Origin of the sequence: Pseudomonas sp. BN607 (genome assembly GCF_029871175.1) — a bacterium.
Taxonomy (GTDB): Bacteria; Pseudomonadota; Gammaproteobacteria; order Pseudomonadales; family Pseudomonadaceae; genus Aquipseudomonas.
On the sequence record NZ_SSOE01000026.1, the window covers coordinates 36,444 to 62,383 of the forward strand.

The 25,940-nt window shown below is 62.6% G+C and carries 25 protein-coding genes; 8 read left to right on the top strand and 17 right to left on the bottom strand.

Annotated elements, in window-relative coordinates:
* Positions 1-50 precede the first annotated feature (50 nt).
* Together E8E68_RS05520 and E8E68_RS05525 are read left to right on the top strand one after the other, a co-directional pair.
* Complete coding sequence (locus E8E68_RS05520; protein WP_110744318.1) at positions 51-572, top strand: sigma-70 family RNA polymerase sigma factor; 522 nt, start codon at positions 51-53, stop codon at positions 570-572.
* The gene (locus E8E68_RS05525; protein ID WP_280340122.1) at positions 569-1,321 is read left to right on the top strand and encodes an anti-sigma factor; all 753 of its coding nucleotides are present in this window, start codon (positions 569-571) and stop codon (positions 1,319-1,321) included. Before E8E68_RS05520 ends, E8E68_RS05525 begins: the two co-directional genes overlap by 4 nt.
* Positions 1,322-1,357: 36 nt before the next feature.
* On the opposite strand, the gene xthA is transcribed toward E8E68_RS05525, so the two are convergent.
* Positions 1,358-2,170, bottom strand: coding sequence for an exodeoxyribonuclease III (gene xthA / locus E8E68_RS05530; protein WP_280340123.1), 813 nt, complete (start codon positions 2,168-2,170; stop codon positions 1,358-1,360).
* A 162-nt stretch (positions 2,171-2,332) separates the two neighbouring features.
* Between xthA and E8E68_RS05535 the strand changes: the two genes are divergently transcribed.
* The 3 genes from E8E68_RS05535 to E8E68_RS05545 are packed head-to-tail and all read left to right on the top strand — an operon-like array spanning position 2,333 to position 8,449.
* Complete coding sequence (locus E8E68_RS05535; RefSeq protein WP_110744315.1) at positions 2,333-2,983, top strand: GNAT family N-acetyltransferase; 651 nt, start codon at positions 2,333-2,335, stop codon at positions 2,981-2,983.
* A gap of 52 nt (positions 2,984-3,035) precedes the next feature.
* Positions 3,036-4,778: an autotransporter assembly complex family protein gene (locus E8E68_RS05540; RefSeq protein ID WP_266033425.1), complete on the top strand. Its 1,743-nt coding sequence runs from the start codon at positions 3,036-3,038 to the stop codon at positions 4,776-4,778.
* On the top strand, positions 4,775-8,449 hold the full coding sequence (locus tag E8E68_RS05545) for a translocation/assembly module TamB domain-containing protein (RefSeq protein ID WP_280340125.1): 3,675 nt from the start codon (positions 4,775-4,777) through the stop codon (positions 8,447-8,449). Before E8E68_RS05540 ends, E8E68_RS05545 begins: the two co-directional genes overlap by 4 nt.
* Positions 8,450-8,468: 19 nt before the next feature.
* Here E8E68_RS05545 and E8E68_RS05550 read toward each other — a convergent pair whose 3' ends face one another.
* From E8E68_RS05550 to E8E68_RS05565, 4 genes are all read right to left on the bottom strand, one after another.
* Positions 8,469-9,023 (bottom strand): DUF2589 domain-containing protein, encoded by a 555-nt coding sequence (locus E8E68_RS05550; protein WP_266033430.1) that lies wholly within the window; start codon positions 9,021-9,023, stop codon positions 8,469-8,471.
* 72 nt (positions 9,024-9,095) lie between these two features.
* The gene (locus E8E68_RS05555) at positions 9,096-9,743 is read right to left on the bottom strand and encodes a DUF2589 domain-containing protein (RefSeq protein WP_266033433.1); all 648 of its coding nucleotides are present in this window, start codon (positions 9,741-9,743) and stop codon (positions 9,096-9,098) included.
* A 60-nt stretch (positions 9,744-9,803) separates the two neighbouring features.
* Positions 9,804-10,184, bottom strand: coding sequence for a Mor transcription activator family protein (locus E8E68_RS05560; protein ID WP_110744310.1), 381 nt, complete (start codon positions 10,182-10,184; stop codon positions 9,804-9,806).
* A gap of 252 nt (positions 10,185-10,436) precedes the next feature.
* Positions 10,437-10,895 (bottom strand): hypothetical protein, encoded by a 459-nt coding sequence (locus tag E8E68_RS05565; RefSeq protein WP_280340128.1) that lies wholly within the window; start codon positions 10,893-10,895, stop codon positions 10,437-10,439.
* A gap of 152 nt (positions 10,896-11,047) precedes the next feature.
* Here E8E68_RS05565 and E8E68_RS05570 point away from each other — a divergent pair, with 152 nt between their 5' ends.
* Entirely contained in the window at positions 11,048-11,236 is a 189-nt protein-coding gene (locus E8E68_RS05570; RefSeq protein WP_003248064.1) for a hypothetical protein, read from the top strand.
* Between the two features lie 36 nt (positions 11,237-11,272).
* Here E8E68_RS05570 and E8E68_RS05575 read toward each other — a convergent pair whose 3' ends face one another.
* Genes E8E68_RS05575 through E8E68_RS05585 form a run of 3 tightly spaced genes read right to left on the bottom strand, consistent with a single transcriptional unit; the run spans position 11,273 to position 13,974 of the window.
* A complete protein-coding gene (locus E8E68_RS05575) occupies positions 11,273-11,917 on the bottom strand; it encodes a cupin domain-containing protein (RefSeq protein WP_280340130.1) in 645 nt (214 codons plus the stop codon).
* Positions 11,918-11,929: 12 nt separating this feature from the next.
* Positions 11,930-13,213: an FAD-binding oxidoreductase gene (locus E8E68_RS05580; protein WP_280340132.1), complete on the bottom strand. Its 1,284-nt coding sequence runs from the start codon at positions 13,211-13,213 to the stop codon at positions 11,930-11,932.
* 56 nt (positions 13,214-13,269) lie between these two features.
* The gene (locus E8E68_RS05585) at positions 13,270-13,974 is read right to left on the bottom strand and encodes an HAD-IA family hydrolase (protein ID WP_280340134.1); all 705 of its coding nucleotides are present in this window, start codon (positions 13,972-13,974) and stop codon (positions 13,270-13,272) included.
* A gap of 183 nt (positions 13,975-14,157) precedes the next feature.
* Here E8E68_RS05585 and E8E68_RS05590 point away from each other — a divergent pair, with 183 nt between their 5' ends.
* A complete protein-coding gene (locus E8E68_RS05590; protein WP_280340136.1) occupies positions 14,158-15,084 on the top strand; it encodes a glyoxylate/hydroxypyruvate reductase A in 927 nt (308 codons plus the stop codon).
* A 78-nt stretch (positions 15,085-15,162) separates the two neighbouring features.
* Here the strand turns inward: E8E68_RS05590 and E8E68_RS05595 are convergent, their stop codons facing one another.
* The 9 genes from E8E68_RS05595 to E8E68_RS05635 form a co-directional block, all read right to left on the bottom strand.
* A complete protein-coding gene (locus E8E68_RS05595) occupies positions 15,163-15,654 on the bottom strand; it encodes a winged helix-turn-helix transcriptional regulator (protein ID WP_110744305.1) in 492 nt (163 codons plus the stop codon).
* 39 nt (positions 15,655-15,693) lie between these two features.
* Positions 15,694-16,374 carry a hypothetical protein gene (locus tag E8E68_RS05600; RefSeq protein WP_280340140.1) on the bottom strand — a complete coding sequence of 227 codons (681 nt, stop codon included), beginning with the start codon at positions 16,372-16,374 and terminating at the stop codon, positions 15,694-15,696.
* A 78-nt stretch (positions 16,375-16,452) separates the two neighbouring features.
* Positions 16,453-17,745, bottom strand: a complete 1,293-nt coding sequence (gabT, locus tag E8E68_RS05605) for a 4-aminobutyrate--2-oxoglutarate transaminase (RefSeq protein ID WP_266033452.1) — start codon at positions 17,743-17,745, stop codon at positions 16,453-16,455.
* Between the two features lie 178 nt (positions 17,746-17,923).
* Positions 17,924-19,006, bottom strand: a complete 1,083-nt coding sequence (locus E8E68_RS05610; RefSeq protein WP_280340142.1) for an ABC transporter ATP-binding protein — start codon at positions 19,004-19,006, stop codon at positions 17,924-17,926.
* 117 nt (positions 19,007-19,123) lie between these two features.
* Complete coding sequence (locus E8E68_RS05615; protein ID WP_280340144.1) at positions 19,124-20,584, bottom strand: NAD-dependent succinate-semialdehyde dehydrogenase; 1,461 nt, start codon at positions 20,582-20,584, stop codon at positions 19,124-19,126.
* 158 nt (positions 20,585-20,742) lie between these two features.
* On the bottom strand, positions 20,743-21,534 hold the full coding sequence (locus tag E8E68_RS05620) for an ABC transporter permease (protein WP_110744300.1): 792 nt from the start codon (positions 21,532-21,534) through the stop codon (positions 20,743-20,745).
* Between the two features lies 1 nt (position 21,535).
* Positions 21,536-22,453, bottom strand: a complete 918-nt coding sequence (locus E8E68_RS05625) for an ABC transporter permease (protein WP_266033456.1) — start codon at positions 22,451-22,453, stop codon at positions 21,536-21,538.
* Between the two features lie 12 nt (positions 22,454-22,465).
* Positions 22,466-23,521, bottom strand: coding sequence for an ABC transporter substrate-binding protein (locus E8E68_RS05630; protein WP_266033457.1), 1,056 nt, complete (start codon positions 23,519-23,521; stop codon positions 22,466-22,468).
* 222 nt (positions 23,522-23,743) lie between these two features.
* Positions 23,744-24,838, bottom strand: a complete 1,095-nt coding sequence (locus tag E8E68_RS05635; protein WP_266033458.1) for a tartrate dehydrogenase — start codon at positions 24,836-24,838, stop codon at positions 23,744-23,746.
* 92 nt (positions 24,839-24,930) lie between these two features.
* Here E8E68_RS05635 and E8E68_RS05640 point away from each other — a divergent pair, with 92 nt between their 5' ends.
* Positions 24,931-25,833: a LysR substrate-binding domain-containing protein gene (locus E8E68_RS05640; protein WP_266033459.1), complete on the top strand. Its 903-nt coding sequence runs from the start codon at positions 24,931-24,933 to the stop codon at positions 25,831-25,833.
* Positions 25,834-25,940 lie beyond the last annotated feature (107 nt).

Sequence of the window (25,940 nt, forward strand, 5' to 3'; positions counted from 1 at the left end):
CACAGGCGTCTGCCCATTACACTGACAACCCCAGAGGCCGGGACCTAGCCATGCATGACCTGGACGACCACCAGTGGCGCGAGCTGCTTGCGCGCCTGCGCCGCTTTGCCGTGTGGCTGACGCGCGAGCCGGGTAGCGCCGACGACCTGGTGCAGGCTACGGTGGAGCGGGCGCTGAGCCGGCGCGACCAGCAACGTGACGCCGACGCGCTGCGCGCCTGGTTGTTCACCATCCTTTATCGGTTGTTCCTCGACGGTAAGCGCCGAGATCGCCTGCATGCGCGTTGGCTGTCCTGGTTCGGCCGGGCCGAGCGTGACGACGAGCCGATCGGTGACAACCTCGAAGCCATCGTTCTCGCTCAGGCAGACTTGCAGGCGTTTGCCCGGCTGACCGCCGAGCAGCGTGCCTTGCTGCTGCTGGTCAGCATCGAAGGCTTGAGCTACAAGGAGGCGGCCCAGGCCATGGGCATCCCCATCGGCACTGTGATGTCGCGCTTGTCGCGCGCGCGCAATGCCTTGCGTGAACTGACCGAGGGCACCCCCCAGCCACCGGCCTTGCGGAGACTGAAATGACGCGCCTGATTCCCAGCGAAGATGAATTGCACGCTTACGTCGACGAGCGCCTGCAGCCTGAGCGCCGTGCCGAGGTACAGGCCTGGCTGGCGGCCAATCCGCAGGCAGCGGCCCGGGTCGAGGGCTGGCGTGCCGATGCACGGCGTTTGCGTGCGGCACTGGCCGGGTTTGGCGAAATGCCCGGCGCCGCGCGGCTGGAACTGGGCCAGTTGCGCCGGCAACTGCGCCAGCGGCGGCAGCGACGCTGGGCCGCCGCGGCAGCTGTGGTGCTGGCGCTGGGCGTGGGAGGCTTGGGCGGCTGGCAAGTGCGTGACGCAACCTTGGCGCGTGTCGACCTGCCTATGGCCGATGCCGTGCAGGCGCACCGCCTGTTTGCTGCCAGCCAGGCGCTGGATATCCAGGCCAGCGACCCAGGGCAGTTACGCGACTGGCTGGGGCGACACTTCAACCACGTCGGCCAGTTACCGGACTTGGGCGGCTATGGCTTCAAACCAGTGGGGGCACGCCTGCTCAGCAACGAGCAAGGGCCGGCGGCGTTGCTGGTATTTGAAGATGGCAAGGGCCAGCGCATCAGCCTGTTTCTGCGCACACCGAGTGAGCAGTACCAGCGCATGCCGAACGGGCAGCGGGTCGATGGCCAGCTGGAGGCGCGTTACTGGTCGCATGGGGCGTACAACTTTGCCCTGGTCAGCGCGGCGGACGATGTGCGTGGGGCCGGGGTGGGGGAGGCGTTGCGGTTGGGCTTGTGAGTGGGGGCCCAAAGCGTGCACCGTGGGCCCTGTCGATCAGCTCAATTCCAGCCAGATCGGCGCATGGTCCGAAGGCTTTTCCATGCCACGCAGTTCATAGTCAACACCTGCGGCCTTGATCCGCGGCACCAGGTGCTGCGAGGCCATGATCAGGTCGATGCGCAGGCCGCGCTTGGGTTCGTCTTCGAAGCCACGGCTGCGGTAGTCGAACCAGCTGAAGCGGTCGGTCACGTCCGGGTACAGGTGACGGAAGCTGTCCACCAGGCCCCAACCCTTCAAACGTTCCATCCACTCACGTTCTTCCGGCAGGAAACTGCACTTGCCGGTTTTCAGCCAGCGCTTGGCATTGTCCGGGCCGATGCCGATGTCGCAATCCTGGGGCGAGATATTCATGTCGCCCATCACCAGCACGGGCTGGTCCTTGTGAAACTCGCCCTCGAGCAGTGCCTGCAGGTCCCCGTAGAAGCGCTGCTTGGCCGGGAACTTGGTCGGGTGATCGCGGTTTTCGCCCTGGGGGAAATAGCCGTTCATGATGGTGATCGGGTTACCAGCGGCGTCGGCGAACGTGCCCCAGATGAAGCGGCGCTGAGCGTCTTCTTCATCACTGGCAAACCCCTTGTGCAGGCTCAGCGGCGCCTGGCGTGACAGCAGGGCCACACCGTAATGCCCCTTCTGGCCGTGGTAGTGCACGTGGTAACCCAGTGCCTGCACCTCTGCCAGCGGGAACTGATCGTCGCTGACCTTGGTTTCCTGCAGGCCGATCACGTCTGGCTGGTGCTTGTCGATCAGCGCCGCCAACTGGTGCGGCCGAGCCCGCAGGCCGTTGATGTTGAAACAGACGATCTTCATGGAAAGATGATCCCGGTAAAAGGCGCGATGCTAGCCGACATCGCCCTTCATCACCAGCGTGGCGGGTTTGCGCGCCTGCTGCTAACGTGCTGTGGGAGGTGAACGAAGCGCGGTGGGTAACCTCCAAGGCTCAGTACGCCCATTCCAGGAGGTCTGCCCGCAATGCCCGAAACCACAGCCGCCCCGGCCCGTGTTTGCCTGCTTGATGACGGTTACAGCCGTGAGGCGCGTTCGCTGCTGTACAATGCCTACCGCCATGAGCCTACCTTCGCCTACATCTTCGAGGCACAGCGCCCCGGCTATGAGCGGCGCTTGCGAGTGATGGTGCGTGAATGGGTACGGCAGCATTTCTACCTGCAATTGCCCGCCATCGGCTTGCTGGTCGACGACCGCCTGATCGCCCTGGCCTTGATCGTGCCGCCCATGCGTCGGCTCGGTGTGGCTGACAGTTGGGCCTGGCGCCTGCGCATGATCCTCGGTACCGGGTTGCGCTGCACGCGGCGCTACATGGACTACCAGGCCGCCCTGGCCACCTGCCTGCCCAATGACCAGGTGCATGTGCTGCCGTTGCTGGGGGTGCACCCGCAATTTCAAGGCAAACACTACGGCGAGCAATTGTTACAAGCTGTGCACGACTGGTGTGCGGACGACCCAGGCACCCAAGGTGTGGTGCTGGACACTGGCAATGAGCACTACCTGGCCTTTTACCAGCGCCAGGGCTATGAGGAAATTGGCGAAGTTGCTGTAGGGCCTATCCGGGAAAGGGTGTTCTTCCATCCCAATCCGGTCTCTTCAAATTCCGCTTTTGCCTGAACAGGCCGCCAGACGGCTCCCTTGAGCGTCTGGCTCTGGTAGCATTCGCCGCATGACGTATTCAGGAAGATTGACCTGGGGCCTGGTTTTCTGGGCCGCCAGTTTCGCAGCATGGGGTCAGAGCGAGTTGCTGGTGAAGGTAAAACCGGCCAACAAGGCGCTCAAGGCCAATGTCGAAGGCTATATAGGCACGCTGGGCGACCGTGATGAAGAAGCACTTTTGCGCTTCAGCCGCGGGGCAGAGGAGCAGGCGCGCAAAGCCGCGCAAGCACTTGGCTACTATCTGGCGCAGATCGATGCCGAGGTCAAGCCCGCCAGCGATGCCGACCATTCCCCCCAACTGATCATCACCATCAACCCCGGCGAGCCGATTCGCCTGCGCAATGTGACGGTGCGCATAGAAGGCCCGGCCAGCGAGATGAAGGCCTTTCGCGTGCCCGACAGCAAGGCGCTGCGTGCAGGCGAACAACTCAACCACGGGCATTACGAAGATGCCAAGCGGCTGATCCAGAACCAGGCCTCGCGCTACGGTTTCTTCAGCGGCCGCTTCAGTCGCCAGCGCCTGGCGGTGGACCCGCAGGCCGGTGTGGCTGATATCGAACTGGTCTACCAGAGCGGCCCGCGCTATCGCCTGGGGGCGGTCACCTTCGGGGGCGACACGCCGCTGGACGACGACCTGCTGCAACGCATGGTGTCGTTCAAACCGGGTACCCCTTATGACTCGGAGCTGATCGCCGAACTGAACAATGACCTGCAGTCGAGTGGCTACTTCGACGGTGTGCGCGTGGATGCCGCGCCAACCGCCGCCGTCGGCGAAGACGTCCCCGTAGCTGTCCGGCTGGAAACCCGCAAACCCCGCACGATGGGCCTGGGCCTGGGCTACTCGACCGACGTCGGGCCGCGCGGCAAGGCCAACTGGACCCGCCACTGGGTCAACCCGCAGGGTCACAGTTACGGCTGGGAGACCGAGTTGTCTGCGCCGCGGCAGAACGTTGGCCTGTGGTACGACATCCCCCTGGACCCGCCACTGACCGACAAACTGCGCTTCGCCGGCGGCTACCAGAACGAGGAAATTGCCGGCACCGATACCCTCAGTAAACTGCTGACGGTTGGCCCCGAATGGCACAGCAAACTGCCGAGCGGCTGGCAGCGGGTGATTTCGCTCAAGTACCAGCGCGAGGAGTATCGCCTGGGCGATGATTCTGGCTTGAGCAACTTGCTGATGCCCGGCGTGAGCTATTCCTTCCTGCGCAGTGACAACCGTATCGACCCGCACAATGGCTACCGCTTGCAGTTCGATGCCCAGGTGGCCAAGGAAGGGCTGGTTTCCGACACCAACCTGTTGCACGGCAACGTACTCCTCAAGGGCCTGACCACAGTTGGCCACAACCACCGCTTGCTCGGTCGCATACAGTTTGGGGGCAGCGCGACCAATGGCTTCAAGAACAACATCCCGCCGTCGCTGCGTTTCTTCGCCGGTGGCGACCAGAGCGTGCGGGGTTACGACTACCAGACGCTTTCACCGAAGAACAGCGACGGCGACCGTATTGGTGGCCGTTACCTGGTGGCTGGCAGTGTCGAGTACCAGTATTCGCTGACCGAAAAGTGGCGGATCGCAACCTTCGTCGACCAGGGCAACTCGTTCAACAACCTGGAACTGCCCAGCCTCAAGACCGGTGTCGGTTTCGGTGTGCGCTGGGTGTCGCCGGTAGGGCCGCTGCGCCTGGACCTGGCCAAGGCGCTGGATGACGAAGGGGGCATTCGCCTGCACTTTTCCATGGGGCCTGAGCTGTGAAACGCGTGATCAAATACATTCTGCTTGGCCTGCTGGGGGCAATCGCCGGCCTGGGCCTGGCACTTGGCTTGCTGCTGGGTACCGAAGCCGGCAGCCGCTGGGTACTGGCCAAGGTACCCGGGCTTGAGGTAACCGGCTTCCAAGGCCGTCTGGCGGGCAGCTGGCAAGCCAGCGGGCTGAGCTGGGTCGACGCGGGCAGCAAGGTAGAGGTGCAAGCACCGCACCTGGCCTGGTCGCCGGCCTGCCTGCTGCGTGCCACGTTGTGCATCGACCAGCTGCGGGCGCAGCGGATCGACATGGCCTTTGCGCCGAGCACCGAACCTGCCGACAGCGGCCCGTTGCAACTGCCGGCGTTGCGCTTGCCGCTGGCCATCGAGCTGGGTGAGGTGAAGGTTGGCCAGTTGCGCCTGGATGGCAGCGACTTGCTGGCTGACGTGCAAATGACGGCGCACTGGGCCCGCAATGGGATGCGGATCGACAGCCTGCATGTGCAGCGCGACGACCTGCAACTGAACCTGCAAGGCGATGTTCAGCCCGAAGGAGACTGGCCGGTAAAGCTCCAGGCGCAGCTGCAACTGCCTGCGGTAGAGGGCAAACCCTGGCAACTGGCCTTGACTGCCGACGGCGAATTGCAAAAGACCCTGAAGCTCGCAGGTACCAGCAGCGGTTATCTCGATGCCACGTTGACCGGGCAGTTGCAGGCCTTGGCGGAGCACCTGCCAGCGACCTTGCAGGTTCGCTCCGAAGCATTCAAACCGGCGGGTTCGTTGCCTGATACCTTGCAGTTGAACCAGCTCACGCTCGATGCCACGGGCGATCTGCTCAAGGGCTATCAGCTGTCGGGGGCCGCCAGCCTGCCGGCTGAACAGTCACCAATCGCCCTGGCCTTGTCCGGGTTGGTCGACAGCAAGGGCGCCAGGCTCGACGCGTTGGACCTGACAGCCAGCGACAGCCAGCGGGTCAAGCTGCAGGCTACTGCTGACTGGCAGCAAGGCCTGGTTGCCGATGCGCAATTGGACTGGCAGGACTTTCCGTGGCTGCGCCTGTACCCACTGGAAACGCCGCCCGAGGTCACCCTCAAGCGTTTCAGAACCGAGGTGCATTATCGCGATGGCAATTACCGGGGCACCTTCGACGGTGATCTCGACGGCCCGGCGGGGGCGTTCAGCCTGGCCAGCCCATTCGAGGGTGACCTGAGCCAGGTCAAGCTGCCGCAGCTGGCGCTGACCGCCGGTCAAGGCAAGGCCGCCGGCAGTGTTGCAGTCCGTTTTGCCGACGCCCTGGCCTGGGATGTCGACCTGCAGCTTTCGGCACTTGACCCGGCCTATTGGCTGGCCGAGCTCCCGGGTACCCTGGCTGGGCCGCTGCGTAGCAAAGGCGAGCTGAAGGGCGAGCATCTCACGCTGGATGCCCAGCTTGACCTCAAAGGCCGGCTGCGCGGTCAGCCCGCCGTGCTCAAGGCCGAGGCCCAGGGCGCAGGGCAGAACTGGACCCTGGGCGCACTGGCGATCCAGCTGGGTGACAACCGCATCACCGGCAGTGGCAGTTTGCAACAGCGCCTGGCCGGGCGCATCGACCTCGACCTGCCACGCCTGGGTCAGCTGTGGCCAAGGCTGCAAGGCCAGGTCAAGGGCCGGCTGGATGTCGCCGGCACCTTGCAGGCCCCGCAAGGCACGCTGACCCTGCAGGGCCAGCGCCTGGCACAGGCCGAAAACCGCCTGCAACAGCTGGACCTGGACGCCCGCCTGGACAACGCCCAGCGCGGCGTGATTGACCTCAAGGCGAGCGGGATCCGGCTGGGCGATACGGCATTGGGCACTTTGCAGGCCAACGGCAAGGGTGACATTCGCCAACAGGGCCTGACCCTGGCGCTGGACGGTCCGCAACTCAAACTCGACCTCGGCCTGGATGGCCAGTTGAACAAAGGAGACTGGCGCGGGCGCCTGGCGAGCGGGCGCATCCAGGCCGGCGGCCAGGATTGGCAGTTGCAGGCGCCCGCGCGGCTGCAGCGCCTGGCCAGCGGCCAACTGGATTTCGGTGCCCATTGCTGGCGGTCCGGTCAAGCCAGCCTGTGTGGCGATGAGCAGCGCCTTGCGCCAGAGCCGCGGCTGCGTTACCACCTCAAGCAGTTCCCGCTGGACAGCCTGGCGCAGTGGCTGCCGAAGGACTTTGCCTGGCAAGGCCTGCTCAATGCCGACATCAACCTGGACATCCCGGCCAGCGGCCCCAAGGGTACTGTCGTGATCGATGCCAGTGGCGGTACCCTGCGCGTGCGCGACAAAGGCCGCTGGATCGATTTCCCGTACCAGACCCTGCGCGTGGACAGCACCCTGGCGCCACGCCGTATCGATACTCGCCTGGCTTTCCGTGGTGAGCGGCTGGGTGAGCTGAGTGTCAATACCCGGCTCGACCCGCTGGGCAAGAACAAGCCGTTGTCGGGTGATTTTCGCTTGGCCGGGCTGGACCTGTCGGTGGCGAGGCCGTTCGTACCGATGGTCGAGCGCCTGGTCGGGCAGCTCAACGGCAGCGGCCAGTTGTCCGGCAGCTTGCTCGCACCGCAGGTCAACGGCAACCTGCGGCTGAGCGGCGGTGAAGTCAGCGGTGCCGAGCTGCCGGCCAGCCTTGAGGACTTGTCGTTGCAGGCGCAGATTGCCGGCGAGCAGGTGCAACTTGACGGCAACTGGCGCAGTGGTGAGGCAGGGCGTGGGCAGTTGAGCGGCAACCTTACCTGGGGCCAGGCGCTGGGCATGAATGTGCGCCTGCAAGGCCAGCAACTTCCCGTCACGGTCGAGCCTTATGCCACCCTGGAAGTTGCTCCGGACCTGACCTTGCGCCTGATCGACGACAAGCTGGCCGTCACCGGCAAGGTGCAGGTGCCCAAGGGCAAGATCACCGTGCGCGAACTGCCTCCGTCCACCGTCAAGGTGTCGGATGACACGGTGATCGTCGGCCACCAGACCGAAGAGGGCAAACCGCCCATGGCGATGGCCATGGATATCGACGTCGAAGTGGGCCGCGACAAGCTGTCGTTCAGTGGCTTTGGCCTTACCGCCAACTTGCTGGGCCATGTGCATATCGGTGACAACCTCGACACCCGCGGCGAGTTAAGCCTGGCTGACGGCCGCTACCGTGCCTACGGCCAGCGCCTGACCATCCGCCGGGCCCGGCTGCTGTTCGCCGGGCCGATCGACCAGCCCTACCTGGACATCGAAGCGATCCGCAAGGTTGACGATGTGATTGCTGGTATCCGCCTGAGCGGCAGCGCCGAGCAGCCAACCAGCACAGTGTTCTCGGAGCCGGCGATGAGCCAGGAGCAGGCGTTGTCTTACCTGGTACTGGGTCGTCCTCTGGGCACTTCCGGCGAAGATAACAACATGCTTGCCGAGGCAGCCTTGGGCTTGGGGCTGGCGGGGAGTGCCGGTATTACCGGCAGCCTGGCATCGAGCCTGGGTATCGACGACTTCCAGCTGGATACCGAGGGCTCGGGCACCACCACCAGCGTGGTCGCCAGCGGTAACCTCACCGAGAAGCTGAGCCTGCGTTACGGGGTGGGGGTATTCGAACCGGCCAACACCATCGCGCTGCGTTACAAACTGAGCAAAAAGGTCTATCTGGAGGCAGCCAGCGGGCTGGCCAGCTCGCTGGACATCTTCTACAAGCGCGACTTCTAGGCCGCTGGCGGGGCTGCCGTCAACGCACCGTGGCAGCCTCGATGAACTCATTGGTATCCGGTGAGGGCGTTGCGCCTGGGGCACGCACCGGGATGATCAGATTGGTGTACTCCTCGATCAGCCGATTCAGGGCTTCGGGGGGTTCACTGGCCTGGAACTGCATGCGGATCTGTACCTCGTCAGGGTCCCGGCTATCACCCTGGCGACCGTGGCCACCGATGGTGACCTTGAAGCTGGCGGCCTTGCTCTCGCTTGCGCTGATCAGTGCCTGCTGTGCTTCGGTGCCTTTGACCCGCACCGACAGGTCGACCTGCATGCGCTCCAGGGCCAGACCCTTGGGCGATACCAGGGCGAACAGCGGCACGCGCATGATGTGTTGGCCGTCCATGGCCACCTCGACCATCTTGGCTTTCATGGGCGCGCCGAGCGCCTGGGTGTCGCACTCGAAGAACTGGTCGAACAGGTTGATGTATTGCTGCGCGATCAGGCTGTTGGTGGCGCTGGCAGCTTCTTGCAGTCCGCGGGTGATCTCACGCAGGTCGATGGAGGTCATCGGGGCGGGGGACTTGTCCATGGATTTGATTCCTCAGGCCGGAAGGGCCCCCTGTCGTTGGACAGAGGGGCAGTTTCGGGAAGGCATAGCACCTCAAGGAGCGGGTGGAGTTGTTCCGGCGTCAGGGCCTTTCAAGGTGTCTTTCTGGGATATCTCGTCCGGGCTCTCGAGTGTCGCAGTGTTGACGACGGTAGGCTTTGTTGCGGCGTCGGTCAGGAACTCAATTACCCGCATGATCGCTTCAGGTGGTTCCTGGCGGCGCAAGGTTGTATTGAAAGCATAACGGGCGCGGGTGTCGGTCTTGCGGGTTTGCGTGGACTTGTGGCTGACGCTGCCTTTCACGTTCAGCCTGAACGGACCCCAGCCCAGCGAGCCAGTCGCTTCTGCGCTCATGTCCTTGCTGGAGACATCTTCGGACATCTGGTTGATGACCAGCTCGAACTCGACGTTACCTTCGTCGATCGAAATGTTCGGGTGAGTGATCGCTGCCAGCAGCGGCACTTTCATGGTCTTGCTGACCACGCCCTTGTATTCGCCCTGTTCGTCGACGATGGTTTCGTCATAGTCGAACTGGATGGCCACTGCCTTGCCGTCCTGTACGCAGACCTGCATCAGGAAGTCGGCATACGACTTACTGGCGGTGACCTGCGCCTGGACCATGGCCTGCAGTGGGCCGGCGATCATCCGGTCCATCGGCAGGGCATTGATGACCGATCCAATGAGGCTGTTGTCTATCGACATGTTGGGTTGCTCTCTCTAGTGGGGAATTAGGCCGCCTGTGGCGGCCGGGTTGCCGGCGTGTCAGCGAGCGCACGGCTCCTGGCGCCGGATGTTGCCGATCTGACGCAAGCTCAGGCCGTACTTGTTGGCCAGCAGGCTGCGGGACAAGCCGTCGGCGCTTTCTTTCTGAATCTGTTGGTTACGCAGCTGACGCAGGAAGTGGTCCGCCTTGGGAATCTCCAGCGCGACCCCGGCAAAGCGCTTGATCAGTGCGTCGAGCGCTTCGGCCGGGAGCACGTCGGCGAGCCTGGTGCGCTCGCGGTACTTAGGGATGTACTTGGGCCTACCGCCGTAGGCGCAGGTCAGTTGGTAAGCGTTTTCGATGCCGATACAGTCGATCAGGGCCTGCAATGAGTGAGGCAGCTGGCTGATATCTATCTGGCTCAAGTCTGGCAATTGCATATGGCGCTCCTTCGGGATGGGTGGAATGTGCGACCCGATCACCCGCGGCGTTATGTCGAAGGTGTGAGCTGATTCTGTGGGACAGCCGCCGCGCGTCGCTAGGCGGCATATGGCGCGGGGGTTGTAGCTTCGGTGAACAGGTTTTGCAGGCAGCGATATCCGGGTTTGTAGGAAATAGCGTTGGCACACCCTGCTAGCTGCCGGTTTCCCATCTGGTCATACCCCTTGATTACCAGTTGGGTGCTGCAACCCTCAGTCGCATGGATAGCTGGTCAGCAAGCTGGCGCTACTCAGGTAGGCCTGGGGCGTGGCGCGCATGCTCTGGGGTAAGGTGCGCCAATCAACCAGCAGGCACAGCGTATGCAGCGGTTGGCCGTCGCGCTGCCCGATGACCTGCCCGGCAAAGCTGCGCCGGTACAGGGCGTGGGTATGCTGCAACGCCTGTACCTGGTCGGCCTGGGCGAGGGTCTGGCGGGCCAGCTCCGGTAGCCTGGCGGTGGGCACGCTGAAATGCAGCGGCGCCCCGTTTGCCTGCAGGTAACCGGCCTGGCGTACGCGCTGCCACAGTTGCTGCCACTGGGTGGCACCCGCATGGGCCGCCAGCTCGCGGCCAAGTTCGCGCAAGTCTTCGGCGGGTGTGTGCCGAGTGTCCAGGGCATGGAGGGAAAAGGGGGCGAGGAACAGCGATGCGAACAGCAGGGGTTTGTACATGGTGCCTCCGGCATGGGTGCTTTGGGAGCCTCATGCTTTCAGGCTGAAGCCGCCCCACCCAGCAGGAAATCCAGCGCCGGGGGCGAGGGCCGTTGTATCATTGCCGCGGCTCGTTGCGAGCCATTTGCCCCTGATGTTGCAAGGAACCTTCGATGACACACGTGCAGCGCCTCAAATATTCCCTTTTGATCATCCTGGTGGTACTGGGCCTGATGCTGGGCCTGTCCCACCTGCAGAAGCAGGGCACGATCAGTGAGCAGACCTTCCAGATGCTGGCTATCGCCATCGCCGTAGTGGTCGTGGTGATCAACGGCATCCTGCGGCGCAAGGTCAAGCCCTGATCTGTGCGGGCCGGCCTGCATGGCCGGCCTAGGTGGTCAAATAACAGCCAGCATGCAATAGACCTTGCGCACCGGCACTTCACTGGTCCAGGCATTGGTCGCGCCAGCTGGCACCACGAGGGTCTCGCCAGCCGCAACGGTGTGCACGGAGCCATTGTTTTCAGTCAGCTCAAGCCGGCCTTGGATGATGTGCATCAATTCGCTGTACTCGGGTTGCACCTGTCGTCGTTCATAGGGCTCGCATTCCCAGACCCCGATGCGCAGTGCGCCCTGCTCAAAGCCTGGCTGGCTCCAGGCCTGCGGCGTGGGGCTTAGCAGCACCTCTGCCGCTGGCGGGTTGCAGGGTTTTAATGGCCCCAACAGGTCGAGCTTGAACGGCTGGTGATGGCTGGCATCACCTTGAAGCCCCGGAAAACGCATGAATACGTAGCGCAGTTCTCCTTTGGGTAGCCAGCTCAAGGCCACGCCTTTGGGCACCACGAAAACATCGCCCGGCACCAGGCGCACCTCGAAGCCGTCGCCGCTCAAGTTGAGCTCACCCGCTTCAAGTACCCCCAGTAGCACCGCATCGAATGCGTCGAATCGGCAGGCATGGCCACCTTCGCCGCAGCCGACTTCATACCCTGGCCCATCCGAGACAGCCAAGGCTTCACCTTGGCGGTAATGTAAGACGTGCGCCATGAAACCTCCCGGTCAACGGCCAATGGCATCGAGAAACTGCTGCCAACCGGCGGCTAGGCGCACGCCAGGCGCCCGGAAGGCATGCAGTGGAATAGGGTTAAGACGCTCACCGGCCAACAGCCGCAAATCCAGCGGGCGACCTGCGGTCAGGTCGGCCAGGCGGGCACCCATGTAAGTCGACATGGCCACGCCGCCGCCGTTGTAGCCAATGGCGTAGAAGCGCCGCGCGTCCAGTTGCCCTGCGTGGGGCAGGCCGTCCAGGGTCATGTCTACCAGGCCCGACCAGCGATAGGCAATGGCCTGGCCACGCAGTTGTGGGAAGACTTCCGCCATGTTCGCCTGCAGGGCTTGGTAGGCGGCGTCGTTGCCATCAGTGCCGAATGCCCCGCGACCGCCAAAGATCAGCCGGTCACCGATGACGCGGAACCAGCGCAGCATGCGCTTGGTATCGCCGCAGACTTGGCCGCCTGGCAGCAGGCTGGCCAGCAGCGCTGGGGGCAGGGGCTCGGTGGCGATGATCGCACTGCAAAAGGGTACGATACGCCGGTGCATGGGGGCGCTGACAGGCGTGAGGTCTGAGTAGGCATTGGTGGCATACACCAGCTGTTTGGCATGGATGCGTCCTTGGGGGGTGTCCACCACGATGCCGCCGGGGCTGCTCTGCACACGTTGGGCCGGGCTGTTGACGAACAGCTTCACGCCCCGTTCAGCCAGGTGTCGTGCCATACCTCGGGCAAAGTTGAGGGGGTGCAGGCCACCCGCTTTCGCAGTCAACATGCCGCCGGTAAAGCGTTGCGATCCGGTCATATGTGCCACTTCCTCGGCACTGAGCATCACCGAACTACGGCTGCCCGTTTCACGTTCAATCCACGCTGCTGTCGCTCGCAGGTTGTCCAGGGCCTTGTCATTGTGGGCCGCTGCCAGGTGGCCATTGAGCGTTAGCCGCGCTTCGCTCAACCCCAGGGATTCGACGGTTTCGATTACGCTGTCTACCGCCGCGTAACCCGTGCGATAAAGGTGTAGGGCGGTGTCGCGGTCATACCGCTGCATTACGCTCTGGAAGCTGACGCGGAATTTGGGCGACACCACGCCGCCGTTGCGCCCGCTGGCACCCGAGGCCAGGCTGTTGGCCTCCAGCACCACCGGTTCACGGCCACTGTCGGCGATATGGCGGGCGGCGCTGAGGCCAGTGTAGCCGCCACCGATAATCACCACATCGCATTGCCGTTCGCCTTGCAGCGAGGGGAGTGGCATGGCGGGTTCGGCTGTGGCAGCCCAGAGAGACTGGATATTCATGGGGCAATCTTCCGCAATGTCTTCGCGTTAGGGCCGCAATGCGGCCCCGTTTGACCTCAGCCCAATTCCTTCTCTACGGCGTCGGCCAGTTGTGCCAGCGAGGTAAAGTGGTAGTGCGGCTCGGTACGCTCGGACTCCAGGGTGCCGCCGGTGCCTTTCTGCGCATGGCGGCGCTCGATCCAGCACACTTGATAGCCCAAGCGCTTGGCCACGCCGATGTCGTGATACTGGCTTTGTGCAACATGGAGAATTTGCTCGAAGACGATGCCCTGGCTAGCCAGCACGCCGCGGGTGTAGGCGAAGAACTGCGGGTCAGGTTTTTCGAAGCGCACGTCGTCCACGGTGACCCGCACATCGAAGGGCTCGCCCAAGGTGCGGGCCATGTGGTTGAGTGCCCAGATGCGCGAGTTCGTGGTGGCGACCAGTTTGAAGTGCTTGCGCAAGCGCTGGAGTGCTTCTACCGAGTCTGGGAAAGCCGGGAAATTTTCCACCGACAAGGCCAGGCCGCGCGCGTTCTCGACGCTGTCGGGCAGGTTCAGTTTAGTGGCGATACGGTGGTAGCAGCGCTCCAGGTCGTCAGGCCACCAGCCGGCGTCCGGTTCGGCGCGGGCTTCGCGGTAGGCCTTGAGGATATCGTCATCGCTGTAGGCTTTGGCGGCTTCGGCAACTACGCCACGGATATGTTTGAGGATGCCTGCCTCGAAATCGATCAAGGTACCGACAACATCGAAGGTCAAGGCTTTGAAGGGCTTGAAGGACATGGTGCGCTCCGCAAGGGTGGGTGACGGTGTGAACAAAGTATCGGCGCACCTGCCTGCTCCAATGTTCCGTTTTCACGGCTTGCGGCAGGCATAACCTGCCGTATTTTTCCTCACTCCCAGGCAAATGTTGCGTAGACCTCTGGCAAGCTGGGTCACTCGTCAGTAGCCCAGGAGCGAAGCATCATGACCCTGCTGTTCAAAGTCGATCAGGCGCGCGGCCGCGCCTGGAGGGCCCTGTTTGCCGAACAGGCTCCGGATATCGAAGTGCGCTTGTGGCCTGACGTGGGTGAGGCTTCGGATGTGCGCTATCTCGCGACGTGGCAGCCGCCTGATGGCATCGCCGAGCGCTTTCCCAACCTTGAGGTACTGTTCGCCACCTCGGCAGGGGTCGATCAGTTCGATACGGCTGCGCTGCCAGCCGGCGTGCAGGTGGTTCGAATGCTTGACCCGGGAATCGTCCAAGGGATCGTCGAGTACGCCGGCATGGCGGTGCTGGCCCTGCACCGTGACCTGCCTCTTTACCTGGAGCAGCAGCGCCAAGGCTTGTGGCAGGACCACCCAATCGTGCCGGCGCACCAGCGGCGGGTCGGGGTCATGGGGCTCGGAAACCTTGGGCAGGCGGTATTGCGCTTGTTACAAGGGTTTGGATTTGCATTGCAGGGATGGTCACGTTCGGAGAAGCAGATCGAAGGCGTGCGTTGCTTTGCCGGCGATGCGGGGTTGAAGGCGTTTCTGGCCGATTGTGAGATTCTGATCTGCCTGTTGCCACTCACACCGGATACTGCAGGCATTCTTGACGCCCGTCTGATGTCAGCCTTGCCGCGTGGCGCTTGCCTGATCAACCTTGGACGAGGCGGCCACCTGGTGGACGACGACCTGCTGGCTGCTTTGGACAGCGGTCAGGTCAGGCGGGCAATCGTCGACGTGCTTGCCAGTGAACCGCCGGGGCGGGGCCACCCGTTGATGGGGCACCCGAATGTATGGGTGACGCCTCATGTTGGCGCGATGACGCATCCTGAGTCGGCGTTTCGGGTGTTGCTGAAGAACCTGCGCAGGCACCAGCGGGGAGAACCGATGGAGGGGGTTGTGCCGCGGCAGCGGGGGTACTGAGCACAGGCCCATGTCCCGCTGCTGTCTGTTTGTTTGCCAGCATTGTCTTTGCGGTCAGACAGGCTTGGAATGGCCGGCTCACACCGCTCTGACCAGGCTGCGCAGCGGAACGGTGCTCTTGACCACGGGTGACTTGATCACGATGTAGCTGAAGTATTTTTCGATGCCGATTTCCTTCTCCAGTATCGACTCCATCAGCTCTTGGTAATGCTGGATGCTGCTGCACAGGAACCGCACCAGGTAGTCATAGCCGCCACTGATCAGATGGCATTCCAGCACCTCATCGATATTGCGGATGCTCGATTCGAATTTCACGAAGTCCGCACGCTTGTGGTCCTGCAGGGTAACTTCAGTGAACACGGTCACCGAGTTGGCGAATTTGGCCAGGTTCACGTGGGCTTCGTAGCCACTGATATAACCCGCGGCCTCCAGGCGCTTGACGCGCTGCAGGCAGGGGCTGGGTGACAGCCCCACAGCCTCGGCGAGGCTGACGTTGGTCATGCGCCCGTCCTTTTGCAACTGGACAAGAATGTTGATGTCGATGCGATCAAGTTTGGTTGCCGCGTCCATCGTTGACTCCTCAGTTGATTCCGGTCCGGTCTGCCTGTTTCAGGCCCGTAATGCCCATTGATGGGCATGGGCCATGTCGGCCAGGCTTGCGTATTCACAACGTTTGGCATCGAGTGCCGACTGCGTCAGGTTCCAGGGCTGAGCCTGTTCGCGCTGCAGCGTACAAATCGGAAAATCGACCAAGCTGTTCCATGGGTCGTCCGCTTCGCTGCTGCGCACAGGCAGCATCCCAATCCGTGGTACGTCAATCGCTTGCAGTGCGTGTGCCAAGGCTGGCCGCCAGTCGTCATCAGCCGGTTCAACGATAGCATCGAAGGCGACCGGCAGGCGCCGGGTCAGGCTTTCGATATCTATGCCGTGGCGTGGAGCGATAAGGATCAAGCGATAAAACTTGCTCAGGTACTGCACGGCGCCCGGTGCGTCTTCGTAGATCGGCCACTGCGCTGCAGCGCTACCAAAGGCCACACTGGCATCCCAGTCAGGAACAATACGCAATTGTTGCGCCAGGCGTTGGTAGAGTTGCCCGTGCAATGCTGTTGGGCTATTGACCTGATGGGCCAGTTGCAGCGTCAGGTTGCGATAAGCCGCCAGCAGCTGCCGGTCGTCGAGCGGTTGCGCAGATTGCGCCGCAAGGGGGCGCAGGCCTTCGAGAATGCCCCGTTCGCGGTCAACCAGGGTGGCGTACGACAAACCCAGTGCCTGGTAATGCGTAATTTTCATGGGAAGTAGCTCCTGTGGTGATTCAGCGGGTCCATCCAGGGCTGTGCCAAGGGCCGCGTCAGCGGCCTTGACGATCACTCAGGCACCTGCGGCATCCAGCGCCTGGCTAAGCATCTCCAAGGCCTCGGCCAGCTGCGCCGAGGTGGTGACCAGTGGCGCGAGGAAGCGCACCACATTGCGGTGCACGCCACACTTGATCACCAACAGGCCGGCCTGGCGGGCTTCGTCAATCACCCGTTGGGCCAAGGCCGCGTCCGGGCTGTTGCTGGCATCCCCGGCGACCATCTCGATCGCCTGCATGAAGCCCAAGCCGCGGACCTCGCCGATACGTGGGTGGGCTTGTTGCAGGGCCAGCAACCCTTGGTGCAGTTGGTGCGCCAAGGCTTCCCCCTGGGCCAGCAGATCCTGGCTCTCGAACAGATCCAGAACCGCCAGTGCGGCGGCGCAGGCCACGCCGTTACCGCCATAGGTGCCGCCCAGTCCGCCCGGCGACGGGGCATCCATGATCGCCGCACGGCCAACCACACCCGACAGCGGCATGCCGCCGGCCAGGCTTTTGGCAACCGTGACCAGGTCCGGCTGGATGCCGGCATGCTGGAAGCCGAACATCTTGCCGGTGCGGCCGAAACCGGCCTGGATCTCATCCAGGATCAACACGATGCCATGGCGATCACAACGCTCGCGCAGGCCCTGCAGAAACGCCTTGGGTGCGGCGATGAAGCCGCCGTCACCTTGCACGGGCTCGATCAGGATGGCTGCGACCCGGTCAGGCGCGACGTCGGTGGCGAACAGCTCATCGAGCCGTGCCAGGGCTTCATCACTGTCGATGCCGCGATAAGGGTTGGGGTAGCAGGCGTGGTAGATCTCTGCCGGGAATGGGCCAAAGTTCTGTTTGTAGGGCTGGCTCATGCCGGTGAGCGTCACGCCCAGCAGGGTCCGGCCATGGAAGCCGCCAGTGAAGGAAACGACGGCGGGCCGGTTGGTGTGGCCACGGGCGATCTTGATGGCATTTTCTACCGCTTCGGCCCCGGAGGTGAACAGCGCCGTCTTGTAGTGCTCGCCGTTGCCCACCAACGCGTTCAGGCGTGCGGCGACGGCAATGTAGGGCTCGTAGGCCACGACCTGGAAGCTGGCATGGGACAGTTGCTGAACCTGGCGTTGCACGGCCTCGACAACGTTGGGGTGATTGTGGCCTGTGTTGAGTACGCCAATGCCGCCAACGAAATCCAGGTAGCGGCGCCCATCGACATCCCACAACTCGGCACCGCTGGCACGGGCCGCTACCAGTGGGTGGGCGGTGGCGATACCGCGTGGCACGTTTTCGTCGCGCCAGGCGAGCAGGCGTTGGTTTTCGCTCAGGGGAGGATTCATCGTAATCTCCAAGGCAAGTCAGGGGAGTGAGGGTGAGTTTCAGGATAAAGACTGGCCGTGGTGACAAGCGCTGAAGTTGGGGCGGCCGGTGGCGAGATCGGTTGATTTGCGGGGGGGTTGCGAAATATTACGCTGGGCAGTGGTCCTGGCCGGATGGCGAGGACCACGCCACGCGCGTTCAGCGTGCCTGGGGAACCACGATGGTGTCTTGTGGATGCAGGCGCATCCACAATGGTGCGCCGATCTGCGGCAGGCTCAGGTTACCTTCATGGTGGCTGGGCTGGCGCAGGCTGACCGTCGGTCCGCCATCGAGGTCGACGAACACCTTCAGGCTCTCGCCCTGGAACACGATGCCCGAAACCCGGCCGTGCAGGCGGTTCCATTCCGGGCCTGCGGTGCCGTTGTCGAGTAGCAGTTTCTCCGATTGCAGCGCCAGGAAAAGCGCACCGCTGGCCGGTACCTCGCGGCTGGTTCGCAGGGTGGTCGAGCCCAGGCACAGACCCGCGGAGCTGCGCTGCAGGGGCACCAGCGTGCTTTCACCGATGAAGCTGGCAACGAAGTCGTTGGCCGGGTGATCGTGAAGCCTGCGGGGGGTGTCCACCTGCACCAGTTTGCCGCCGCGCATGATCGCGATGCGGTCGCTCATGGTCAGGGCTTCGCGTTGGTCGTGGGTGACGTAGATCATGGTCGCACCCAAGCGCTTGTGCAGGGCGCGCAGTTCGATCTGCATGGTTTCGCGCAGTTGCTTGTCCAGTGCAGATAGCGGCTCGTCCATCAGGATCAGTTTGGGTTCGAAGACGATTGCCCGGGCCAGCGCCACACGCTGGCGTTGGCCACCGGACAAGGCACTGATCGCACGGTCTTCATAGCCGGCCAGTTCAACTGTGGCCAGAGCCTTGGCTACCCGCTCGCGGCTGTTGTTGGCACTGACGCCGCGGGCGCGCAGCGCAAACGCGACGTTTTGCCCCACGGTCATGTGCGGGAACAATGCGTAGTTCTGGAATACCACACCGATGTCGCGCTTGTTGGGCGGCATCAAGGTGACGTCATGTTCGCCAAACAGAATGCTGCCCGAACTCACCCGCAAAAAGCCGCCGAGAATGCTCAGCAGTGTGGTCTTGCCCGAGCCGGAAGGCCCCAGCAGCGACATGAACTCACCAGCCTCTACCTTCAGATCGACCTGATCCAGCGCCTTGAGGTTGCCATAGTGCTTGCTTACCTGGTGAACGGTGACCGATTCGAAACCATCAGTGAAATGCATCGCGAATTCTCCTGCGCAGGGCAACGGGGCCAGAGGGCTGTGTTCATCTGAGCACAGCCGCTCAGCCGGTTCGTGCTGTTTTGCTCCGGTTCAAAAGTCAGATCTGCTACGTCGGGCTCAGCCCAGGCCACCCATGTGCCAGGCTTTGATCTCGAGGAACTCGTCCAGCCCGTATTTGGAGCCTTCGCGCCCGGTGCCCGACTGTTTCATGCCGCCGAATGGCGCCACCTCCATGGAGATGATCCCGGTGTTGAGGCCGACCATGCCGAACTCCAGGCGCTCGCCGACGCGCCAGGCGCGGCGCATGTCCTGGGTAAAGTAGTAGGCGCCCAGGCCGTAGGGCGTGGCGTTGGCGATTTCCAGCGCCTCGGACTCTTCAGTGAAGCGGAACAGCGGCGCCACCGGGCCGAACGTTTCTTCGCTGGCCAGCAGCATGTCGGGACTGGCGTCACGCAGCACGGTTGGTTGCACGAACAGCCCATCGCGCTGAGGCAGGCCACCCGTGATCACCGAGGCGCCTTTGGCCAGGGCGTCGTCAATGTGTCGGTGCACTTTGTCCACGGCGGCCTCGTTGATCAGCGGGCCGAGAGTGACGCCTGGGGTGAAGGCATCGCCGACCTTGAGCTTGGCCACCTCGGCGCTGAGGCGCTCGGCGAAGCGGTCATAGATGCCGTCCTGCACCAGAATCCGGTTGGCACAGACGCAGGTTTGACCGGCATTGCGGAACTTGCTCAGCATCACGCCCTGGATTGCCAGTTCAAGGTCAGCATCATCAAACACGATGAAGGGCGCGTTGCCGCCCAATTCTAGGCTCAGGCGCTTGATGGTGGCTGCGCACTGGCTCATCAGCAACTGGCCGACCTTGGTCGAGCCAGTGAATGACAGCTTGCGTACACTGGGGTTGGCCGTCAGTTCGCTGCCGACGCCGGCGGGCAGCCCGGTCAGCACGTTGAACACCCCGGCTGGAATGCCAACTCGTTCAGCCAGCACCGCCAACGCCAAGGCCGACAGCGGGGTCAGTTCCGACGGTTTGACCACGATGGTGCAGCCTGCCGCCAAGGCCGGTGCGCACTTGCGAGTGATCATGGCATTGGGGAAGTTCCACGGCGTGATGGCGGCCACCACGCCGACCGGTTGCTTGAGCACCAGGATGCGCCTGTCGTTGGTGGGGGCGGGAATAGTGTCGCCATAAACACGCCGTGCTTCCTCGGCAAACCATTTCACGAAGCTGGCGCCGTAGCCGATTTCGCCTTTGGCTTCGGCCAATGGCTTGCCTTGCTCGGCACTCATGATTATTGCCAGATCGTCCTGGTTGGCCAGGATCGCCTGGTGCCAGGCTTCCAGTACTCGGGCCCGCTCGGCGGGCGGCACTTCGCGCCAGGCCTGAAAGCTGGCTTCAGCGGCGGCGATGGCACGGCGTGTTTCGCTGGCGCCCAGGGCCGGTACCTGGGCCAGGGTCTGGCCGTTGGCGGGGTTGATGACGGCCAGGGTGGCGCCGTCGTCGGCGTCGATCCACGCACCATTGGCATAGGATTTCTCAACCAGCAGGGACGGGTCGCGTAATTGCTCTTTCAACATGGGAACACCTATAGCTTGGTTGCCGTGACGGGCAAATTGTAAGAAGCCGGCGCCAGCGCCCGATGCCAAATTGCACCGGGCGGGCAGTCAGAGATGCTGAATTGAGGGGGGTTACAACAGGACCTGCCGCGCCGCTTCAAGGCGCCGCGGCAGGGGCTTCAGGCCTGCTTGTTGCGCCCGGCGATGACGACCAGCAGCAGCGAGGCGAGAATCAGCATGGAGCTGATGGCGGCGATGGTCGGGTCGATCTCGTCGCGCAGTGCGGTGAACATGCGTTTGGTGAGGGTCTGGTTGTCGCCGCCGGAGATGAACAGCGCCACCACGGTCTCATCCAGCGAGGTGATGAAGGCGAACAACGTTGCCGACACCACGCTCGGTTTGATCTGCGGGAGGGTTACGGCCATGAATGCGCGAAAGCGATTCATGCCGAGGCTGCGTGCCACCATTTCCTGGGACATGTCGAAATTGCGCAGACCTGCCAGCAAGGCGATGATCACGTAGGGCAGCGCCAGCATGATATGCGCCAGCACGAGGCCGATCAGCGAACTGACCAGTCCGACCCGGGCATAAACAAAAAACACGCCGGCCGCGATCAGGATGATTGGCACCATCATCGGTAACAGCAGGATGATCTGCAGGGTGCGTATGATCTTGAGCGTCGAGTTGTTGATCGCGTAGGCCGCCGCCATCCCCACCGGCAGCGAGATCAGGGTCGTGGCCAGGGCGGTGATCAGGCTGACCTTGGCGGCGCTCATCCATTCGATGCTCTGGAAGAATGCCGCATACCAGTTCAGCGACCACTCCTTGGGCGGAAACTGCAGGAAGCGGGCTTCGGAGAATGACATCGGTACCACGATAAGCACCGGCACGATCAGATAGGCGAGGATCATCGCCACCAGCAGCCCGAACATAACGTTCGAGATGCGCAGGTTGGAGAACAAGGCTTTCATGTCAGCGCGCTCCCAGAACACGTTCGATCGGGATGAAGCGGTTGATGCCCCAGAAAATCAGGAACACTACCAACAGAAGGACCAGGCCTACGGCACTTGCAGCGCCCCAGGCGTGATACAGCTCGACATTGCGTTGCACCAGCATCGACACCAGGATGGTGCGTCCGCCACCCAGCAGCTCGGGGGTGATGAAGAAGCCCAGGCAGATTACGAACACCAGGATGGAGCCTGCCATGACGCCGGGGGCAGCCATCGGCAGGAACACTCGACGGAACGAATAGAACGGCGAGGCGCCCAGGCTGCTGGAGGCTTGCAGCAGGTCCTGGGGGATCTTGCGCATCACCGCGTACAAAGGCAGCACCATGAACGGCAACATCACATGCAAGGTACCTATCACTGTGCCGGTGGTGTTGTGCATCAAGTTCAATGGCTTGTCGATCAGGCCCAGGTCGAGCAGGGTCTGGTTGACCAGGCCGCGTCGCTGCAACAGCACCAGCCACGCGTAGGAGCGCACCAGTACGCTGGTCCAGAAGGGGATGATCACGCAGACCAGAATCAAGTTGCCCCACACCCCCTGCAGCCGCGCCGCGGCGTAGGCGATGGGGAAGCCCAGCAAGATCGAAAGTAGGGTAACGATCAGGCTGATCTTGAAGGTCAGGGCGAAGGTGTCCCAATAGATGCGCTCTTCGAAGATGCGCAGGTAATTGGCCAGGGTGAAGCCATCGTCACCCTGCACCGACTGCAGGGCCAGCCAGCCCAAGGGCAGTATCAGCAACACCACGACCATCAGCAACGCCGGCAGCAGCAAGAGCAGCATGCTCGTGTGCTCCTTGCGTTCTTCACGTTGCAGTGCCTCGGGCGTGGTCATGAGGGCTGGGCTTGAGTCGGATATCGACTGTGCGAGATAAGCCTGTGTCATGTCGGCCTCCGGTCACTGCTTCTGCACGAATGACAACCAGCGCTCTTCTGCCTTGACCCCTTCGGCTGACGCCCACCATTGGGCTGATAACAGGGCCTGGCGCTGCATGTTGTCGGGCGAGGAGGGCAGTTCGGTGGCGCGTTTGGCCGGGATGATGCCGGCCTCGAAGGCTTTGGGGTTCAGCGGGCCGTAGTCGATGATCATCGGCAAGGCGGCCTGGAGGCGGGCATCAATCAATTCGTTGACGAACTTCATCGCTGCATCACGGTGCTTGGTGCCTTTGAGCACGCACAACGAATTGGTTTCGAGGATGCCTTGGTCGTAGGTGAACGTCACCGGAGCACCGTCTGCCTGCACGGCGCTGATTCGGCCGTTCCAAGCCTGGATCATGTCGACTTCGCCGTCGCTGATCAGCTGCGCCGATTGCCCGCCGGAGGTCCACCAAGTGGCGATGTGCGGTTTGATTTGCTCGAGCTTCTTGAATGCGCGGTCGACGTCCAGCGGGTAAAGTTTGTCGGGCGCTACGCCGTCTGCCAACAGGGCGATCTCCAGGGTAGGGCGTGGCAGGTTGCGCAACGAGCGTTCGCCTGGATACTTGTCTGTATTCCAGAAGTCAGCCCAGGTTTTTGGCGCGTTGTCCTTGCCGAAGGCGTCGGTGCGGTAGGCCAGCACGGTGGAGTAGCTGATGTAGCCGACGCTGTAGTCATCCTTGAGTGCGGCCGGCAGTTGGGCGGCATTTGGAATCATGGCGAGGTCGAGTTTCTCGAACAGGCCTTCTTCTTCGCCGCGGATGCAGTCGCCGGTGGGGAGGTCGACCACATCCCAGCTCACATTGCCGCTTTGCACCTGCGTCTTGATGATCGGATAGGCCTTGGGTGAGCTGTCCTGCTTAAGGGTCAAGCCGAGCTTCTTGGCCGCTGGCTCCAGGATCGCCTTGCTTTGTGCTTCCTGGTAGGCGCCGCCCTGTGAGACGAAGGTGATCGAGTCTGCAGCCTGGGCAAGCGATGCGCTGCCGATCAGCAGGGTGAGGGTGCAAAGCTGCCAGGTGCGTAGCGTAGACATTGTCATGTGCAAAACTCCCATTCGGATGTGGGCAGGTGCAGGATGCGAGCGGGGCGCGGTCTTATCGGGCCGCTGTGTGGTTGACCCCTCGGTCTAATGTACCGGCAGGGCCCAGGCGCAAGGGCGCACAAATGGGCGCTGCGAGAGTGCTTTATTGCAAAAACCGAGGGGTTGACGGCATATCGTGCGCAGAGGGCTCAGTCATGCCGGTTTGAAGGCCAATGATGTTCAGTCTAACCGGGCCAGGGTGTCGCTGATGGCGGCGCCCACCTGCTGGGTGGAAAGTGTGCCGCCCATGTCAGGTGTGACCGAACCGTCGGCAATTACCCGTTCGATGGCCTTGAGCATGTCGTCGTGGGCGCGCTGGTAACGCTCATCTCCCTGGCCCAGGAATTCCAGCATCAGCGCACCTGACCAGATCATCGCGATCGGGTTGGCGATGTTCTTGCCGAAGATGTCCGGTGCAGAACCATGCACAGGTTCGAACAGTGACGGGAAGTTGCGTTCAGGGTTGAGGTTGGCCGACGGGGCAATGCCAATGGTGCCCGCGCAGGCCGGTCCCAGGTCCGACAGGATGTCGCCGAACAGGTTGGACGCCACCACTACATCGAAGCGCTCTGGCTGCAACACGAAACGCGCACAGAGGATGTCGATATGCTGCTTGTCCCAGCTGACGTGCGGATAGTGAGCCGCCATTGCTTCGGTGCGCTTGTCCCAGTACGGCATGCTGATGGCCATACCGTTGGACTTGGTGGCCGAAGTCACGTGCTTGCGCTCGCGTTTCTCGGCGAGGTCGAACGCATACTTGAGGATACGATCGACGCCACGGCGGGTGAAGATCGATTCCTGAATGACGATTTCGTTTTCAGTGTTCTCGAACATGATGCCACCGAGCGACGAGTATTCGCCTTCGGTGTTCTCCCGCACCACCACGAAATCGATGTCGCCGACCTTGCGGTTGGCCAAGGCGCACGGCACCCCTGGGAACAGGCGCACCGGGCGGATGTTCACGTACTGGTCGAACTCGCGGCGGAACTTGAGCAGTGAGCCCCACAGGGAAATGTGGTCAGGTACCTTGTCAGGCCAACCCACGGCACCGAAGTAGATGGCGTCGTATTGCTTGAGTTGTTCGGCCCAGTCATCCGGCATCATCTTGCCGTGTTGCAAGTAGTAGTCGCAGCTGGCCCATTCGAAGGTGTCGAACTGCAGCGCCAGGCCATGCTTGAGCGCGGCGGCTTCCAATACACGGATGCCTTCTGGCAGGACTTCGAGGCCGATACCGTCCCCAGGGATGGCAGCGATGCGGAAAGAGTGTGCAGGCATGGCAGTAGCTCTGTTCGATGAAGGAAGCACTAGGCTAATCCTATTCGTTTCGGACACAATCAGCTTCTCTGTTGAAACTTGGTTTCTGATTCGTGAATAATTTGCCTAGCCTGCACGATCTGAAAGTATTTCTGCTGGTCGCACGCCGCTTCAGCTTCACGGCCGCCGCAGATGAACTGGGTATGTCTCCCGCGTTCGTCAGCAAGCGCATCAGAGCGCTGGAGCAAGACCTGAGCCTGCGTCTGCTGCACCGCTCAACCCGCAGCGTGACGCTGACCGACGAGGGTGAGCGGGTCAGCCGCTGGGCACAGCAGTTGCTGTATCAGGTGAGTCAACTGGGCGATGAGATCGATGCCCTACACGGCGAGCCCAAGGGTTTGTTGCGGGTGGTGAGTAGCCCCGGTCTTGGGCGGCGGATGGTTGCCCCGGCTTTGGCGGAGTTGGCTGCGCGCTACCCAGGCCTGGATATTCGTCTTGATGTTCAGGATCGCCTGGTCGATTTGGTAGAGGAGGGCGTTGACCTGGACATTCGGGTGGGTAACGACCTCCCCCCCGATGTCATCGCCAAGCCGCTGGCGCAAAATCACCGGGTGCTGTGTGCCAGCCCGCACTACCTGCGCGTCCATGGCACACCGGCTTCGTTGAGCGACCTTGGGCACCACGATTGCCTGGTGATCAAGGAGCGCGATCATCCTTTTGGCGTATGGAACCTGGCGGGCCCCAGAGGCCCGGAGACGGTGAAGGTAACCGGCAGTTTATCGACCAACAACGGTGAAATCGCTCGTCAGTGGTGCTTGGATGGCCGTGGCATATTGCTGCGTTCGATGTGGGACATCAAAGATGACTTACAGTCAGCACGGTTGGTGCAGGTGCTCGGTGACTACTGGCAGGCCGCGGATATCTGGGCAGTGCATACATCGCCTTTGCTCAATTCGGCGAAGGTGAAGGTGACCGTGGAGTTTCTCAGTGAGTATTTTCGGGGGCGTTGTAGTTAAGTATGACTACAGCGTGGCTGCCCCTTTCTTAAAGCGAAGCATTCTTTGCTTTAAGGAAGGGGCAGTGGGTGGTGAGTTCAACCAAAAGCCGGTATTTGTCCCGCATG

Coding starts and splice junctions, on each gene's coding strand:
- E8E68_RS05615 (WP_280340144.1), bottom strand. CDS start 20,584: ATGTTGAAAGAGCAATTACGCGACCCGTCCCTGCTGGTTGAGAAATCC.
- E8E68_RS05535 (WP_110744315.1), top strand. CDS start 2,333: ATGCCCGAAACCACAGCCGCCCCGGCCCGTGTTTGCCTGCTTGATGAC.
- E8E68_RS05610 (WP_280340142.1), bottom strand. CDS start 19,006: ATGCATTTCACTGATGGTTTCGAATCGGTCACCGTTCACCAGGTAAGC.
- E8E68_RS05590 (WP_280340136.1), top strand. CDS start 14,158: ATGACCCTGCTGTTCAAAGTCGATCAGGCGCGCGGCCGCGCCTGGAGG.
- E8E68_RS05580 (WP_280340132.1), bottom strand. CDS start 13,213: ATGAATATCCAGTCTCTCTGGGCTGCCACAGCCGAACCCGCCATGCCA.
- E8E68_RS05560 (WP_110744310.1), bottom strand. CDS start 10,184: ATGCAATTGCCAGACTTGAGCCAGATAGATATCAGCCAGCTGCCTCAC.
- E8E68_RS05600 (WP_280340140.1), bottom strand. CDS start 16,374: ATGAAAATTACGCATTACCAGGCACTGGGTTTGTCGTACGCCACCCTG.
- E8E68_RS05575 (WP_280340130.1), bottom strand. CDS start 11,917: ATGGCGCACGTCTTACATTACCGCCAAGGTGAAGCCTTGGCTGTCTCG.
- gabT (WP_266033452.1), bottom strand. CDS start 17,745: ATGAATCCTCCCCTGAGCGAAAACCAACGCCTGCTCGCCTGGCGCGAC.
- E8E68_RS05550 (WP_266033430.1), bottom strand. CDS start 9,023: ATGGACAAGTCCCCCGCCCCGATGACCTCCATCGACCTGCGTGAGATC.
- xthA (WP_280340123.1), bottom strand. CDS start 2,170: ATGAAGATCGTCTGTTTCAACATCAACGGCCTGCGGGCTCGGCCGCAC.
- E8E68_RS05620 (WP_110744300.1), bottom strand. CDS start 21,534: ATGAAAGCCTTGTTCTCCAACCTGCGCATCTCGAACGTTATGTTCGGG.
- E8E68_RS05625 (WP_266033456.1), bottom strand. CDS start 22,453: ATGACACAGGCTTATCTCGCACAGTCGATATCCGACTCAAGCCCAGCC.
- E8E68_RS05635 (WP_266033458.1), bottom strand. CDS start 24,838: ATGCCTGCACACTCTTTCCGCATCGCTGCCATCCCTGGGGACGGTATC.
- E8E68_RS05540 (WP_266033425.1), top strand. CDS start 3,036: ATGACGTATTCAGGAAGATTGACCTGGGGCCTGGTTTTCTGGGCCGCC.
- E8E68_RS05520 (WP_110744318.1), top strand. CDS start 51: ATGCATGACCTGGACGACCACCAGTGGCGCGAGCTGCTTGCGCGCCTG.
- E8E68_RS05630 (WP_266033457.1), bottom strand. CDS start 23,521: ATGACAATGTCTACGCTACGCACCTGGCAGCTTTGCACCCTCACCCTG.
- E8E68_RS05595 (WP_110744305.1), bottom strand. CDS start 15,654: ATGGACGCGGCAACCAAACTTGATCGCATCGACATCAACATTCTTGTC.
- E8E68_RS05570 (WP_003248064.1), top strand. CDS start 11,048: ATGACACACGTGCAGCGCCTCAAATATTCCCTTTTGATCATCCTGGTG.
- E8E68_RS05555 (WP_266033433.1), bottom strand. CDS start 9,743: ATGTCGATAGACAACAGCCTCATTGGATCGGTCATCAATGCCCTGCCG.
- E8E68_RS05565 (WP_280340128.1), bottom strand. CDS start 10,895: ATGTACAAACCCCTGCTGTTCGCATCGCTGTTCCTCGCCCCCTTTTCC.
- E8E68_RS05525 (WP_280340122.1), top strand. CDS start 569: ATGACGCGCCTGATTCCCAGCGAAGATGAATTGCACGCTTACGTCGAC.
- E8E68_RS05585 (WP_280340134.1), bottom strand. CDS start 13,974: ATGTCCTTCAAGCCCTTCAAAGCCTTGACCTTCGATGTTGTCGGTACC.